We start from the raw sequence: 13,709 nt of genomic DNA on the forward strand, positions 1-13,709 counted from the left end.
CTCAATAATTAATAATAACAACAAAGAATAAAACTTAGAAACAATGAAAAATAATTTATTATTAGGATTAGCAATTACAACATTGCTTTTTAACTCGTGCTCAACAGACGATACTGCCGATATTAATATTACCGATAATAGCGTAGTAAACAATACAACTACTAATAATGGTGGTGGAACTGGCACTAGTGACGAATGTATATCTATTAATGCAGCAGAATATTCATCAGACTTAACTTTAGAAGCTAATACGTGTTATACTATTAGCGGACCAGTTATTATGTCTGAAGGAGCCAATTTAATTATTAATGAAGGGGTTACAATTCAAGCTGTAGCATCTGGTGCAGATGTATATATTGCTATTTCTCAAGGCGCACAAATTATTGCTAACGGAACTGCTGCTAACCCAATTGTAATGACTTCTGGTGCTGCTGTACCTTCTGCAGGAGACTGGGGTGGACTTATTATATTAGGAAAAGCTCCAATAAATTCTGTTACTGGTGCTGCAACATCTACGTCAGAAATAGGAAGCTTACCTTACGGTGGAACTGATAGCGCTGATAGCTCAGGAATTATTCGTTATGTACGTGTAGAATATTCTGGTGGTGCTGCTGATGGTTCTTCAGAAAACAACGGATTCTCTTTTTACGGTGTAGGTGCTGGAACAACAGTAGATTATATTCAAGCCTTTGAAGGTGCGGATGATGGTATTGAGTTTTTTGGTGGAACTGTTGAAGTTGACCATGCGGTAGTAATTAACTGCCAAGATGATTCTATCGACTGGACAGAAGGTTTTACAGGAAAAGTAACTGATGCGTATGTTAAGCATGGTGCAGATCACGATAAAGGTTTTGAATGTGATGGTTACAATACAGATATAGGAAACTTATCTGACCCTAAATTCTGGTCTAAGCCAACAGTAACAAATGCTACTATAATAGGTTTAGGATCTTCAACAGGAAATGAAGCTATAAGATTAAGAGCTGGTACTCAGGGTATTTTCAACAATATTTTAATTCAAGGTTTTGAAGAAGGTTTTGATTTAGATGGTGATGCTGGTGCTGCTAGTGATAACCCTACAGGAACAGGAGTTATTAATGGAGACTTAGACGCTGCTAATGTAACTTTTACAGATGTAACAACGCAATTTAAAAATGATACTGGAGATACTTTTGCTGACGCAGATTTTTTAACTGGTATTGGAGCTGCAACTGGAACAGATTATGCTACTTGGGGAGCAAGCTGGACAACAGGAAACTAATAAAAAAAATAACAACAATAAAAAGCATCCTAATATAGGATGCTTTTTTGCTTATTTAGTTTATTTTAATTCGTATTAAAGAGAAGCTACATTTTTAGTATAATCAACTTCTTTAAGTTTACCATCAATCATGTAAACCCATTTTCCTACTTTCTTACCATCTTTATAATAAGCAGTTACTTGTTTAGTACCTTTTTCATCAAAACTTAACCATTCTCCTTCTAGTTTACCATCTGCAGTATAAGTTCCTGTTTGACTAACTTCTCCATTATCATGGTAATAAACCACTTCAATTAAATTCGTTTCTTTATTTAAAGTTAATGTTCTTTCCTTTTGTGCAAAAGCTATTGATGTAAATAATGCTATAATTAATATATTTTTCATTTTATATCGGGGTTTTAATTAAAAATTATTTAACATTTAAATAAGATCAAGTTAACATTAATACCGTAATCATCTGATTTTGTGTGTTTTAACAAAATTCATAATCTATTAAATACATAAAAAGCTTTACAAGATGTGTTTATTTCACCCTATAGTTATAACAGATGATTATAAGCATGCCACTTCTCATAATTGAGCAAAAAGAATAATTACAAAAAATTGTATAAAGAAATCATACCAATTGGGATAATTTCTTTATTAACATTAAAATGATTATATGTTAACTTGTCTTACATGATATAAGATTATTTTTACTTTATATAAACAAAACCTTATTTATCATGAAAAAAACAATTATCATTTTACTATTTTTAGTATCCACAATTAAGTTAACCGCTCAAACCCACAAGTATCATAGATTTTATTCTATTGTAAATGGAACAACTATTACCAACAATTTGCAGAAGATAATTGTGGTCAAACCTACTCAACCTCACAACTAGCAGATAGAAACTATGTAAATATTCAAATAGACATACCTCTATCCCATAAAAAATTCTATTTATTAAACCTTGGAGCAGGCTTAAAATATTATTATTTATACACATCTAGCACGAGTACTCATAATGATGAAGATTATACACTAAGTATGCCTTACAATATAGAGTCAATTTGTACACCTGTTGATAGTGATGGAGATACAATTCCTGATAGTACAGATAACTGTCCATCAACACCAAATACAAACCAATTGGATACTGATAGCGATGGCATAGGTGATGTTTGTGATAATAATATAACACAACCGCAAACATATAAGAGTCATACTTTTTATTCATCAATAAGATCTCCTTATAGTCTAATTAACGAACAAGTTGCTTTAGCTAATTGTGGGCAAACATATAGTTCTCAAGAATTAGCAGGCAGGAACTATGTAAATATTCAAACGGAAGCACCTTTAATATCTGGAAGATTTTACTATTTAAACTTTGGAAGAGGTTATAACTACTATTACTTATATCAATCTAATTCTGGAGAACATAATGATGAGGATTACAGAATTGATTTTCATGAAGAAATAATTTCAGTTTGTCCAGATACTGATGGTGATGGTATAATAGATGGTCAAGACTATTGCCTTAATGATTATGGTACAAGTGGAAATGGCTGTCCAGATACAGATGGAGATGGTTTAAATGATTATGATGATGATTGCCCTAATGAATATGGAGAAGATAATGGTTGCCCATTAGCAGATTTTGTTGTAGATAGTTTTAATTTAACACAGGAAAATGTAGGAGATGTTAATAGCCCATTTTTCGAACTTATTTTCTGTGCAACAATTAAAAATATAGGTGACGATGATGGGAGACCTAATAATATAGAAATTATACTTACAACAAAAAACAGTATTTATGACCCCGGAGATATACAGACAATAACAACAGTTTCTAATAATAACAATATTGATTCCAATGGAGGAACTAGTGACTATTGCTATACTCACTCAGGCACCTTTATAGATCCGATTTTTGGAGGAAAAAGACTTTCAGATTATAATTATGTTTGGATAATTATTGAAAAAGGTCCTGAGGAATACTCAACCGAAAATAATGAGGCTTTTTTTAGTAAAAAGATAAATATTATATCTAATAAAAACTCTTTAATAAAATCTAAAATAATTAATGAATCTTTGAATAATTCTGCTAAAGATCTAAAAGTATTTAATCTTTCAGGAACTTTAATAAAATCTATTAAAATTAACACACAAGAAGACGAAGATAATCTAATCAATAATCTACCTTCAGGCTTCTACATAATAAAAACTCCAACAGAAACAAGGAAAATAGTTAAATAAATCATTAAACAAAAAAGCATCCCAAATGGGATGCTTTTTTGTTTTTCACTTTGTTATAAAATTATAACGAAGCGACATTATTTTCATAATTGACTTCTTTTTTAGATCCGTCAATCCAATAAATCCATTTGCCGACTTTTTTTCCATTATCATAATTTGCAGAAACTGTTTTCTTGCCTTCTGTGTTAAAGCTTAACCAAACACCTTGTAATTTACCATCTGCTGTGTAAGATCCTGTTTGGCTTACAACACCATTGTCATGATAATAAACAACATCAATTAAATTTGTGTCTTTATTAAGTTTAAGTTCTCTTTCTTTTTGTCCAAAAGAAACCACAGTAATTAAAAAGGCAAAAACAAATAATAACTTCTTCATAATTATGGGGGTTTTAACATTATACCTCAAAGATAAATAATAGTTAACATTAAAACAACCCTTACATAACATTAAATTAACATTGAAACTATATATATTTGATTTTCAATTATTTAACAGCAATTCACTTTTAAAGATTTAACATTAGAAATTAATAATTACTTAATATACAGGTTACATTACGGTTAACTCAAACATAGATATTTGCAACGTCTTAAGACAAAAAATTAGTATTTCATATAATCCATTAGTTTTTGTCGACTTACATTATCATGATTTCTAATGAGACTGCCTTGGCCAAGGCAGTCTTTTTTTATCCTTATGATAATCATTAGGAAACATTAAGTTAACATTGGTTTTAGTTATTTGCAGCGACAAAAACTAATAATTATAATGAAAACTAAAATCACCCTTATTGGGGCACTTCTCTTCGCTATAACATTTTTAAGCGCTCAAGAAATTAAATCAGGTAAATTTGGAAAAGGACTTTTCAACGTTGTTGGAAAAGATAGTTCATGGACGATGCGAGTTGGTTTAAGAGCACAACTATTAGGAACTTCAACATGGAATGAAGGAGAAAGTGGAGAAACAAGCTTTTTAACAAGAAGATCTCGTTTAAAATTTGATGGTTATGCTTATAGCCCAAAATTAAAATATAAAATTGAGTTAGGGTTATCCAACAGAGACCAATCTGGTGCATCTTCATTTACGCATGAATCTCCAAGATATATTTTGGATGCTGTTTTAATGTGGAATTTTCACAAAAACTTTGTGATTTGGTTTGGACAAACTAAACTACCAGGAAATAGAGAACGTGTAATATCTTCGGCAAATTTACAACAAGTAGATCGTTCTTTATTAAATAGCAGCTTTACTATAGATCGAGATTTTGGTTTTCAATTAAGGCATCACTTCAACTTATCGAAAAACTTTGTTGTAAAAGAAATCTTTTCAGTTGCACAAGGAGAAGGTAGAAATGTAACTAGAGGAAACTTAGGTGGGCATCAATATACTGGACGTATAGAATTATTGCCTTTTGGTAATTTTTCTAGTAAAGGCGATTATAAAGGCTCTGACCTGAAAAGAGAACAAAAACCAAAATTAGCTTTAGGTGTAAGTTATGATCATAATAATGATGCTGTTAAAACAAGAAGTAACCAAGGAAGCTATATGTATATTGATGGTACAGAAGGAGATGGCTATAAAGGAAGTTTTTTTGAAACCAACATTAATACGCTTTTCATAGATGCCATGTTTAAATATAATGGCTTTTCTTTAATGGCAGAATATGCAAACAGAGATGCCAAAGATCCTTTAGCAAAAAACTCTGACGGAACACTTACTGGCGATGAAGTTCAAGTTGGAAATGGTTTAAATTTACAAACTGGGTTTCTATTAAAGAACGACTGGGAGATTTCTGGTCGTTATACGAACATTGATTGGGATAACTTAACCGGAAACTCAAACCAAGATCAATATACACTAGGTTTATCAAAATACATTTCTGGCCATAGCTTAAAGGTTCAAACAGATATAAGTCATTTAGAAGTTGCCGGAGGAAGCAATCAACTTTTGTATCGGTTACAATTCGATATTCACTTTTAAAGAAATAACATTTACATAACACTTTATTCACATATAGTTATAACATTTGCAAACTTATTTTAATTAAAAATTATGGATAATATTTATTTATTTATGCTCATTGCCATTACCGTATTAGCAGTAGCCGATATTGTGGTTGGTGTTAGTAATGATGCTATTAACTTTTTAAACTCTGCTATTGGTTCTAAAACCCTTTCTATGCGAACTATTATGATAGTTGCTAGTTTAGGTATTTTTATTGGTGCCGTATTTTCTAGCGGAATGATGGAAGTAGCTCGTAAAGGTATTTTTGTTCCTGCCCAGTTTGAGTTTGGCGAAATCATGCTCATATTTATGGCTGTAATGATAACAGATATATTATTGTTAGACTTCTTTAACACACTAGGTTTACCAACATCTACAACAGTTTCTATTGTATTTAACTTATTGGGTGCAGCAGTAGTTATGGCACTAATTAAAATTAGCGCACATGACACTCAAACTTTTGCAGATTTAGGAACCTACATTAACAAGGATAAGGCAGTTACCATTATTAGTGGTATTTTATTATCCGTATTTATTGCCTTTTCTGTTGGTGCCCTTGTGCAATGGGTATCTAGAGCAATTTTCACTTTTAACTATGAGAAAAAAATAAAGAATTTTGGAGTTCTTTTTGGAGGTGTAGCTTTAACCGCTATTACATATTTCATCTTTCTAAAAGGATTAAAAGGAACGCCTTATTATAAAGAATTAAAAGGTGTACTTGAAGGTAACGAAATTTTCGTGATACTTGGAAGTTTTGTTTTCTGGACGGTATTTTCATTTATTTTCGAAAAACTAACAAAAAAAACTGTATTACTTGTAGTAATTGCAGTTGGAACATTTGGTTTAGCATTAGCTTTCTCTGGAAATGATTTAGTTAATTTTATTGGAGTACCAATGGCTGCTTACCATTCTTACGAAGCATGGATAGCAGGGGGAATGGACACCACTATGTCTATGGCTGTATTAGACAAAAAGGTACCTGCAGAACCACTATTACTTTTTATTTCTGGTTCTATTATGGTATTAACACTTTGGCTATCTAAAAAGGCTAAAACTGTTGCTGAAACTGAGTTAAGCTTGTCAAGACAGGGTGATACTCACGAAAAATTTCAACCTAACGCGCTTTCTAGAGCTATTGTTAAAGGATCTACAACACTATCTAACTATTTTGGAGCTATTGTTCCTAAATCAATTCAAGAAAAAATAAATAAGAGTTTTGAAAAACCTGAAAACGCTATAGCTTTAACAAAAGATCAAAGTATTGATGCTCCTGCTTTTGATATGATTAGAGCTTCAGTAAACTTAATGATTGCTGGTGTTTTAATTGCCATTGCAACATCTATGAAATTACCATTATCAACTACATATGTAACATTTATGGTTGCCATGGGTACATCTTTAGCAGATAGAGCCTGGGGAAGAGAAAGTGCAGTATATAGAGTTGCAGGTGTATTAAATGTAATTGCAGGTTGGTTTGGAACCGCTTTAGGTGCATTTATAGCTGCGGGTACAGTAGTATTCTTAATTAATTGGAATCCGGCAGTAATGACTCCAATATTATTATTAATTACTGCATTCTTATTATATAGAAATTACATGTCTCATAAAAATAGTTCTAATAAGGGTATTGATGAGGACAGCCTTAAAGAAACTGGTAGTCGTTCAGTTCAAGGTGTTATACTTGAAAGCGCTGGTAACATTGCTAATGTTGTAAAACGTGGTAATAAAATTTATTCTAACGCTGTAAACGGCTTATCTAAGCAAGACTTAAATTTACTTAAAAAGAATAAAAAACAAGTAGATAAGCTATCAGATGAAGTAGACAGTTTACGTGATAATATTTTCTATTTTATTAAAAATTTAGATGAAACAAGTATAAGAGCTAGTAGCTTCTACATTAACATTTTAGGATATTTACAGGATATGACGCAATCTTTAGAATATATTTCTAAAGTAAGTCACAAACACATCAACAATAATCACCAGAAACTTAAATTCAGTCAAATAAAAGAGTTAAAAGAAGTAGAAAACGTATTAGAAACACTTTTTAATGATACAAAAATAGCTTTCGATTCTCATTCTTTTGAGCAAATAGGCTCAATTATAAATCGTAAAAAAGAATTGTTTGATTTAATTAATTCAAAAATTGTTAAACAAGTTTCAAGAACTAGAACAGAAGAATCTAGTCCTAAAAACACGACACTTTACTTTAGTCTTTTATTAGAAACTAAAGATCTATTAACTGCAACAATGAATTTACTTGAAGAGTACTACAACTCTCATGATAGCTCTGTAGAACCAGCGACTATTACTACTCCAAATACAGCTGAGGAGGAATAGATAATACAGATATAAAGTTCTAAAAAACACCTCAATAATGAGGTGTTTTTTATTTGCCATTTTCTAAAAGCGAATCATTTTTACCATAAAGTAATTCTGCCACTTCAATTAATTTTTTAATCATATCATTCACATTGGCATAATCATTAAATAATGATGACGCCATTTCTGCATTAATCAAATTCTTCCTAATTAACTTATCTATAGATTTGTTACTTAACCTAATGTTAGCCTTAGCATCATTTTTCAATTGCCTTAATTTTAAACCATATTTACTCGCGTCGTCTTCAGTTCTAAATAAATAGATAACCCTTAACACTTTAGTTAATTTTTTTCTATAGTTATCATATTCATTTTGCAAATGGGTGTTATCCATATTGGATACTAAATTTATATTTTTATTCAATTCTCTAGCATCTTTAATTATTTCAACCATTTTTCTATTAGCAATTTTAATATCTGTTATGGCTTTAACTTGCTTATTATTTAAGTTTAAAGTACTTTGAGCTGTCGAAGCGTATTTAATTATTTCACCATAAATCGTTTTTACTTTAGTATAATACAGTTCTTCAATATCGGTGTTGAAATTTGCGCTAGAGGTTTTTATAATTTTTTTTAACTTTTTATCAGATTTAATATCTTCTCTATGAATGTTTAAAGCATGGGCAACTATTTCAAAAACACTATTCTTATAAAGATATTTAGATTCTTCTACTAATGCTGTAATTACAGAACCCGGAAATTTTAAAACTGCTGGATTAAGGTATTTAGGTTCATCTATATCTTTATTAATATTATCCTTAAAGAAACCCATTAATAAACGTTCTAAGCGCTTAATAAATGGTAGCATTATAACTACACCAATAACATTAAATATGGTGTGAAACATAGCCAATTTTAAAGTGTAATTAGTAGAAGTTATAGATAATAGACTTGATAAGTTATTAACCAATCTTGCTAATGGAAATATAAAGGCCACCGCCACCAAACCCGTTATTATATTAAAAATAAAATGAGCTGCGGCTAATCTTTTTCCTGCACTATTTGAACCTATGGCACTTAAAGCTGCCGTTATGGTTGTACCAACATTTGCGCCAATAGCCAAGGCTAAAGCGTTTTCATATTCAATTTGTCCAGCTGCTAATGCCGTTAAAATTAATGCCAAGGTAGCGCTACTTGACTGTAAGATTGTTGTAATAATTATACCAAGACCTGTATAAATAATAACACCTAAAAATCCAGAAACTGCGTATTCTGATAAATCAAAGAATTCTTTAAAAACATCAAACCCTTCTTTCATATAATGAATACCGAGAAAGAAAAAACCCAGTCCAGCTAAAACATTACCAATACCTTTAAGCGATATGCTTTTTTGAAAAGAAAAAACAATTCCAAAGACAAGCATGGGCATGGCTAAGGCAGATATTTTTATTTTAAGTCCAAAACCAGCCACTAACCAAGCTGTTGCCGTTGTTCCAATATTAGCTCCAAAAACCAATCCTAGACCGCCTCCCAAAGAAATTAAACCCGCACTTATAAAAGAAATGGTAATTACAGAAACTAGAGAACTAGACTGTAATAACGCTGTAACAAAAGCCCCAGCGGGAATACTTTTATAAAGCTTATCTGTTGCGTTTTTTAAAATATTTTGCAATGGGCCTTTAGTAAAAACCCTAAAGCCTTCTTCTAACATAACCATCCCAAAAAGTAAAATAGCTATACCTGCCGATATGGTTTTAAAATTCGGATTTAAGTAAAGCAGAACAGCTAAGACAATTAATATTCCAAAGAAAAAAGACTTTCTAACCATGTAAATTTAATTCATATTTAAAAGTGGCATTAATATAATATAAAGTGGTGATTCTAGAAAACTAATTCTATTAAAGCCTTTTAACGTTGCCTCGTATAGATAAAAACCACTTTAAAAAGACTAAAAAAGTTTACATTTACCATCTTTATAATTCATTTAATTAAAAAATTGAAAATGATTTCAACAAACGAATATTTTGAGGGTAATGTAAAATCTCTAGGCTATACAACTGCAACAGGAAAATCTACGGTTGGCGTTATGGAAGCAGGCGAATACGAATTTGGAACCTCAACACATGAAACCATGATTGTTATAGAAGGAGAAATGACAGTAAAATTACCTGGAGCACCTAATTGGAAACTATTTAAATCTGGTGAAGCTTATGAAATTAATGCAAATGAGAAGTTTCAAGTAAAAGTAGCTCAACAAACAGCTTATTTATGCCAGTATAAATAAACTACTTACCAAAACATATAATTTTAAAGCACACTTTTTCTAGTGTACTTTTTTTATAAACACCTTATAATAAGATTTTTAAATAATATAATGGCTAAAAGACACAAAATAAACGACATGTTAACGTCTAAAATTGACTTTTAATCGTAAATGCTATAAACCATTAGATTTTTATTATGAAGAAAATTTCAATTTTATTATTAGTTGCCCTCACTTTTTCTTGTGTTTCAAAAAAGAAATACCTGGCTTTAGAACATGAAAATGGTCAAATTAAAAGTGAATTACAAAAAACCCAAGTTGCAAATGAAGATTTAGAAACTAAGTTTGCAAAAATTCAAACAAGAGTTGACAATTACAACACTAAAATAATGTCTTTAAAAGAAGACGTTGGGACATTAACAGAAGAAAGTAATTCTAAATTTGAATCTGTACCAAATAGTGGAGTAATCTCTTATAATGCTAAAATTAAGATGCGTGAAACTCTAAAAAATGTTGATGCTAACAAATTAAGTCAAGCTAAAACACTTAAGGATTCTATGAATTTAGCTGTTGCATACAATCTTGAAAAAACGATTAACCAAAGCAACATGAATGAAGATGACGATTTTGCTGTAAACATTACAGAAACGGTTGTTATGATTTCTATTGCAGACAATATGTTATTTAACTCTGGAAGTTATAGATTAAGCTCGAAAGCTGATGGTGTTTTACAAAAATTAGCTGACGTTATTAATTCTGAACCTAGTCTAGATGTTATGGTTGAAGGCCACACAGATTCTAGAACAATTAATACTGCAAATATTTCAGATAACTGGGATTTAAGTGTTTTAAGGTCTACATCTGTTGTTCGTAGATTGCAAGATAAATACAATGTAGCTCCAGAAAAACTAATTGCAGCCGGTAGAAGTAGTTACCAACCTATTGCAGCGAATGATTCTAGAGAAAACAGATCAAAAAACAGACGCACAAGAATTATTATTCTTCCAAACATTGATAAATTTTTCGCATTAATGGCTGAAAACAATGACAAAGTCGCTGAAAACAATATTTTAGATTAAATTATAATTTTACATTAATTCATTGAACTAAAAAGCATCCTCATGGGGATGCTTTTTAGTTATCATAGTATGCTAATAAATTATAATTCTTGAACTACTCCAATTTGGTCCAATTCGCTCTGTGCTCTTTTTTTGTCTTCGAATCTTTCAATATCCACAACATAGGTTTTAGAAATCGTATCGTGCCAACCTCTAATATCAGATCCTAAGAATGAAAAGGCTTCAAAAGGAATCATTCTAGAGAAACTTCGCTTTAAATAATCACTTGAATTAGGTGAACTACCATCTTCCAAAACAACTTTAGTTTTGGTTATATACTTTCCTATACTTCTGCCTTTAGTTAAAGATTCTAATCCAAAATAGAAAAAGGCCAAAACTATTGCTGTTACTAATCTATCTAAAATAGGGTTTATAGTATCTACACCATAAAGAAACTCATCCATGGCTGTAGTATCTTCTGCAACAGAATAGTACAAAAAGATAAACGCAGCAAAAATTCCATAAACAAATAAGAGGATAACTATTAAATCAACAATATAATGCAAGAATCTATTCCCTTTTGAAGCATATAAATCTGGGGTAACATAAAATTTCATTTCTGCCATGGTATCCTTTAAATTTTTAATAAATATAGAATTTTTAATACAAAAAGCACCTCAATCGAGGTGCTTTTATAAATTTGGGGTTCCCCCTTGCGGGGGAACATACCCAATAATAAAATAAGTAAGTTGGCAAGGTCTTACCCTTCACAACTAGTACATTCTTTCTTTTGCTTAAACTTCTGTGCTGCATTCATACTGTGCTGGTAGTATAAAGATTTAACACCAAGCTTCCATGCATTAACATATATCTTATTAATATCTTTAACTGGCATATCTGGATGAACCATAATATTTAAAGACTGGCCTTGGTCGATATGGTTTTGTCTGTTTGCCGCTTGATAAATAAGCGTCATTTGGTCAATTTCAGAATAGGTTTTAAATACATCTTTCTCATCATCTGTAAGCCCTTCTAAATGTTGTACAGAACCATCGTAATCGCGAATACTTTTCCAAACCTCACTTGTATTCATCCCTTTTTCTTTTAAAAGTTCTAATAAATACGGGTTCTTTATAGTTGTTTTAATTTTTGCGATATCTTTTACATAACTATTAGACCATATTGGCTCAATACCTTGCGATACTTGTCCTAATATAAATGCTGAAGATGTAGTTGGAGCTACCGCGTTTAACGTTGTGTTACGTCTACCATATCCTTTTAACACTTCTGGCTCTCCAAATAATTTTGCTAATTCTTCTGAAGCTTTAATAGACTTTTCTTGAATGGTCTTAAAGATTTCACTATTTAAATTAAATGCTTCTTGACTATCAAAACCTAACATTTTAGATTGTAATAACGAGTGCCATCCTAATGCTCCCATTCCTAGAGCTCTATTTTCTTTAGAGAAGTTATAAGCTTTCTCCATGAACAAAAAGGTTTGCCTATCATCACGATCTGCCGAGTCTCTATATACCTCTAATTTTGTGATAAATTCCTCTAAAACAGCATCTAAGAAATACACCATAGTCTCAACAGCATCGGTATCTTTCCATTTATCATAATGTAGTAAGTTTATTGAAGATAACACACATACAAACGACCATTTTTCATTGGTTGGCAACATGATTTCTGAACATAAGTTACTTGCGTATATTTCATGTTTTTGATCTTGGTAACAATCTGGTGCTGCATTATTAGCATTATCTCTAAAGAAAATATAAGGATACCCTATTTCACCTCTACGTTGTAATACTTTTGCCCAAATAGCTCTTTTATCGGCATCACCATCAATCATTTCTTGCATCCAGTCATTTCCAACTGTAACACCGTGAGTTAATTCTTGAATTGGGTTACCTTCTGTACCGATTTCTAAAAACTCATGAATATCATTATGCTCAATAGGTAAATAAGGAGAAAAACGACCTCGTCGCACAGAACCTTGACTTACAACATCTACCATTTTTTCAAACAGTTGCATAATATGAACTGCTCCAGACGATTCTCCATTGTTTTTTACAGGTGCACCTCTATGACGAAGTTTACCAAAATAACCAGAAGTACCACCTCCTAATTTAGACATCATACCTACTTCTGATTGCGTATAAAGGATATCTCCCATATCATCAGAAATATGTGAACCAAAACAACTAATTGGTAAGCCTCGTTTTTTACCAAAGTTAGACCAAACTGGAGATGCTAAAGAATAATAGCCTTCTGCCATATAGCCATAAAACTTATCTGCAAAACCATCTATTTTTAAGATTTTTTCTGCATTATTAGCAATTTCTCTAATACGTTCTTCAGGTGTGGTATCTTCTGTAAGATAACCTGATGCTAAAAATTGACGACTATGCTCTGTTAACCATTTTATTTCTGGTTCGGCTTTCGCTTCTTTTATAGCTTCTTTTCTTGCTGAAATTAACTCATCGTATTTAGAAGTTTTTGCTGCTTCTTGATTTACTTTGTTCTCGAGGTCTGGATTAATGTTTTCCTTCATG

The 13,709-nt window shown here is 31.2% G+C and carries 11 protein-coding genes; 6 read left to right on the top strand and 5 right to left on the bottom strand.

The window, feature by feature from the left end; translation table 11 throughout:
• Positions 1–43 precede the first annotated feature (43 nt).
• Entirely contained in the window at positions 44–1,261 is a 1,218-nt protein-coding gene (locus tag SJY43_RS02990) for a multidrug transporter (protein ID WP_396602363.1), read from the top strand.
• Positions 1,262–1,336: 75 nt separating this feature from the next.
• Here SJY43_RS02990 and SJY43_RS02995 read toward each other — a convergent pair whose 3' ends face one another.
• On the bottom strand, positions 1,337–1,645 hold the full coding sequence (locus SJY43_RS02995) for a toxin-antitoxin system YwqK family antitoxin (RefSeq protein WP_396602364.1): 309 nt from the start codon (positions 1,643–1,645) through the stop codon (positions 1,337–1,339).
• Between the two features lie 649 nt (positions 1,646–2,294).
• Between SJY43_RS02995 and SJY43_RS03000 the strand changes: the two genes are divergently transcribed.
• Entirely contained in the window at positions 2,295–3,503 is a 1,209-nt protein-coding gene (locus tag SJY43_RS03000) for a T9SS type A sorting domain-containing protein (RefSeq protein ID WP_396602365.1), read from the top strand.
• A gap of 61 nt (positions 3,504–3,564) precedes the next feature.
• On the opposite strand, the gene SJY43_RS03005 is transcribed toward SJY43_RS03000, so the two are convergent.
• Positions 3,565–3,879, bottom strand: coding sequence for a nicotinic acid mononucleotide adenyltransferase (locus tag SJY43_RS03005; protein ID WP_298550162.1), 315 nt, complete (start codon positions 3,877–3,879; stop codon positions 3,565–3,567).
• A 393-nt stretch (positions 3,880–4,272) separates the two neighbouring features.
• Between SJY43_RS03005 and SJY43_RS03010 the strand changes: the two genes are divergently transcribed.
• A complete protein-coding gene (locus tag SJY43_RS03010) occupies positions 4,273–5,484 on the top strand; it encodes a porin (protein WP_396602366.1) in 1,212 nt (403 codons plus the stop codon).
• A gap of 72 nt (positions 5,485–5,556) precedes the next feature.
• Positions 5,557–7,848: an anion permease gene (locus SJY43_RS03015; protein WP_396602367.1), complete on the top strand. Its 2,292-nt coding sequence runs from the start codon at positions 5,557–5,559 to the stop codon at positions 7,846–7,848.
• Positions 7,849–7,897: 49 nt separating this feature from the next.
• Here SJY43_RS03015 and SJY43_RS03020 read toward each other — a convergent pair whose 3' ends face one another.
• Entirely contained in the window at positions 7,898–9,658 is a 1,761-nt protein-coding gene (locus SJY43_RS03020; protein ID WP_396602368.1) for a Na/Pi cotransporter family protein, read from the bottom strand.
• Positions 9,659–9,832: 174 nt separating this feature from the next.
• Between SJY43_RS03020 and SJY43_RS03025 the strand changes: the two genes are divergently transcribed.
• Positions 9,833–10,114 (top strand): pyrimidine/purine nucleoside phosphorylase, encoded by a 282-nt coding sequence (locus SJY43_RS03025; protein WP_396602369.1) that lies wholly within the window; start codon positions 9,833–9,835, stop codon positions 10,112–10,114.
• Between the two features lie 176 nt (positions 10,115–10,290).
• Positions 10,291–11,172, top strand: a complete 882-nt coding sequence (locus SJY43_RS03030) for a flagellar motor protein MotB (RefSeq protein ID WP_396602370.1) — start codon at positions 10,291–10,293, stop codon at positions 11,170–11,172.
• Positions 11,173–11,252: 80 nt separating this feature from the next.
• Here SJY43_RS03030 and SJY43_RS03035 read toward each other — a convergent pair whose 3' ends face one another.
• Together SJY43_RS03035 and SJY43_RS03040 are read right to left on the bottom strand one after the other, a co-directional pair.
• Positions 11,253–11,777 (bottom strand): RDD family protein, encoded by a 525-nt coding sequence (locus SJY43_RS03035; RefSeq protein ID WP_396602371.1) that lies wholly within the window; start codon positions 11,775–11,777, stop codon positions 11,253–11,255.
• Between the two features lie 134 nt (positions 11,778–11,911).
• Positions 11,912–13,708: a ribonucleoside-diphosphate reductase subunit alpha gene (locus SJY43_RS03040; RefSeq protein ID WP_396602372.1), complete on the bottom strand. Its 1,797-nt coding sequence runs from the start codon at positions 13,706–13,708 to the stop codon at positions 11,912–11,914.
• Between the last annotated feature and the right edge of the window lies 1 nt (position 13,709).

The sequence above is a fragment of the Algibacter sp. R77976 genome, assembly GCF_044594645.1.
Lineage (GTDB): Bacteria > Bacteroidota > Bacteroidia > Flavobacteriales > Flavobacteriaceae > Algibacter_B.